The organism is Pirellulales bacterium (genome assembly GCA_036267355.1).
GTDB lineage: Bacteria > Planctomycetota > Planctomycetia > Pirellulales > DATAWG01 > DATAWG01.
In genome coordinates this window covers 1-3,055 of record DATAWG010000131.1, presented here as the reverse complement: position 1 = coordinate 3,055, position 3,055 = coordinate 1, and the positions used below count along the sequence as shown (strand labels likewise).

General features: G+C 60.2%; 1 protein-coding gene. It reads right to left on the bottom strand.

Going from position 1 to position 3,055, the window contains the following annotated elements; genetic code table 11:
* A partial coding sequence (locus VHX65_20550) for a VCBS repeat-containing protein (protein ID HEX4000947.1) occupies positions 1–2,673 on the bottom strand: 2,673 nt, incomplete at its 3' end.
* Positions 2,674–3,055: the final 382 nt, after the last annotated feature.

The following is a 3,055-nucleotide window of genomic DNA, read 5'->3' as shown; positions in this document are numbered from 1 at the left end:
GAGTTGCTTTCGTCCATTGCCGAGAAAGTCGCCGATGAGCAAGTTCTCTTTTGCCACCGTAGCGAAGGGGACAGGCGCGCTTTCCTCACCGGGCATCGCCGTGGCGAAGGGGACGGGCACATTTTCCTCACCGGGCATCGGCAAATGAGCCAGTCCCCGAGTGTCGCCGATGAGTGAGTTTTGCTTTGCCGCGGCCGGCAGCGAATCGATCGGCCGGCAACGAAAGCCGTCGCCGGTGGAAAGCGCGAGCGTCCAATGGCCGTCGCTGGAGCGCAGGATCAAGTCGTCGAGCCCGTCGCCATTGAAATCGCCGACGCCGACGAAATCGTAGCGAACGTTTGTGGGCAGCGAATCGACCTCGTGAAACGGGTTGTATTTTCCGTTGGCGAGCGCAATCCACCATTGTCCGTCGGGTGCCTGGCCAACGAAATCGGTCATTCCATCGCCGTTGAAATCGCCGGTTTCGAGTTGCAACCAATTCTTGGTAGGCGACCAATAATTCATCTCGACAAAGCTGAATCGCCAGCCGTCGCTCATGGCGATCTTCCACGCGCCGGTGTCGGCCGATCTGGCAATCATTTGACGCAACGGTCGCCCCCCAGATCGCACTTTCGCAACCGCCAGCGATCGATCGGTCATGCCGTCGCGGTCGTTCTCCTGTTTGTCGGGCGAGCAATCGGCGAACGGTCGGGCATCAATCACAAGCCAATCGGCTGGGCTTTGCATTTCTGCCGGGCTGCCCGGCGATCGCTGTCCATCGTAGAACAGAGTGCTCACCTGCGTGTGGCTCCAATCCTTTAGATCGACGCGGGTGCATCGTAGGATTTTCGCGTCGCCGTCGATGGCCACTGAGCAGAGTTGCGGCCGCGGGTCGCCGAGCTTCGTGCAAGCCAGGCAGCTAACGAAGAACGATTGCTCGCGGTTTGGAATCAGCGTGTGAAAGGTGATCAGTTCGCGGCCCCAAACGTGCGCCCAGTCGTGGGGGAAATAAATTTGGCGGCACGTCAGCGCGCCCGGGTGCGCAGCGGCCGAGATCGTTAGCAAATATCCGGCCGCTTCCGCGGTTCCATCTGACCGCAGTGGAGCGGCGAAATTCCGTTCGCCGCGCAACATCTCGGGGGAGTCCGTTCCCATCGTGGCTCTGCCGCGAATCTCGCTTAATAACTCTTCGCGGCGTTCGACGGAATGTGCATGCGCCCAAACGCACCCCAATCCCCAAATTGCTGCTACGACGAAAACCGCGGCGCATGCCCGGAAAACTCGCGCTTTCAACTCCGCCAGCCGCAGGTCGTGCCAAGTGCTTCGCACAAAGAGCCTGCAAACAGCCCAAATCCCGGCCCCTGCGAAAATGTATAACGGCACCAGCAAAGCGGCGATATGCTTTTGATCCGGCAGCACAAGAAACATGATGCCCACAAAGTAAACGCTGAAGAGCGCCACGAGCGCGGCGACCAATCGTTGTCGGCCAGCCAGAATCGTCGCAAAAGCGCCGATCAGGAAGAGATAGGGCATCGCATGTCCGAGCTTGTCTCCCCAGCGAAACGCTTGCCGGAGCGGCGAGCGCAAACCTGTTTGAATCCGCTTGGAACCAGGCTGACCAATGACCGAATCTCGATCGAGCCCGGCCAGGGCCTGCGAATAAAACTTCGGAAAACTTGCGATCCAGTGATAAAGGTTGTAGCTCAGTTGCTCGAAGAACATGCGCCGGCAAATTTTGCAGTATTCCGGCGTAAGATAGGCGAGCGGCTCCGCGCCGGGATTTTCGGCCCGGTAAATCTGGCGCGCATCGTCGAGCGTTTGCATATCGTCGAACATCACTTGGCGGCTGTTTTCGACGCCGAGAATTTTCGAGCGGCGGAAATCGCTGTAAACGGCCATGTGGTAGCCGATGCTCGACGTTTGCGCTTGCGGTGGGCCGAGTGCTTCGATGCCCGCGTGAATGCCGATGGCCCCCAAGGCGAAGCACGCCGCCGAAATCAAAAAACACCGCCACCCCACTCGGTCAGCAATCAGTCGAACAACCATGCACCCGCCCAAAAACGGGGCGAGCATCAATGCGTCGATGCGCCAGCCGATGCCGAGCACCGTCAGCCCGCCTAGCACGAGGCACGCGGCGCCATTTATCGCCGGTCGCCGCGATCGTTGCATCGCGCACACGAACCAAGCCATTGATGCCGCGGTGAACCACATCGGACTGGTGTCGCGCACCGACCAAGTGGTCAAAAATCCCTCGATGGGCGAGATCGTCAGCAGCGCGGCGGCCGCCAACCCGGCCCAGCCGCTGCCGCTTAGCCGCCGCGCGATGAGAAACAGGGCGCCGCACGTCGCGACGCTAAACAAGGCATAGAATGTGGTGAGCACCTGTCGATCGATGCCGAAAATTCGCCAAAGGATTGTCGCAACCCAAACGTCTGCAATCCGGGTCGATGCCAACGGCATGTAGCGACCAAACCATGGATCGCTGGCCGGGTCGTGCGCTTCGCGGAGATACGCCGCGAATTGCTCGCGACTAATCCGAAGGCTCCGCATTCCAAAGAAATCGCGCAGCGGGGCGGCGCCCGGAGAATCATCGATGGCGAGATCCCGGTATCCGCGGCCGGCCAGCAGCGACATGCTCACCGCGTATGTGCGTTCATAGTTGTGTGCCGCCGCGGATGCCGATGTTCGATTCAAAGCAAGTCGGGAGCACAGATGTGCCGCCAACAGAACGACCATCAACGCACTGGGGCGAGCGAATACCGCGGCGATCCGGCGCATGCGGAGCCCGAACCGCACCGGATGCAGTCGGTCTAAGCCGCGCGGTAATTCTCGCGTCGTGGAAACGAGCGATCTTTTGCGCGACGGGCGTGATTGGATTTCCGAATTCATCGGCGAACCTTTATTGGCTGCGGCGTTCATTTTCCGGCCAATAACTGATCGTGCGGAAGTCGGTCAAGCGTTCGAAATCGGGCCAGCGGCCCCAGGAGGAAAAACGCAATGTGCCGCCGGAGGATTTGTCTTCTCCGGCACTACCGTCCGCGAATTTGCCGACCCACAGTTGGCCGTCGGCGGCGAT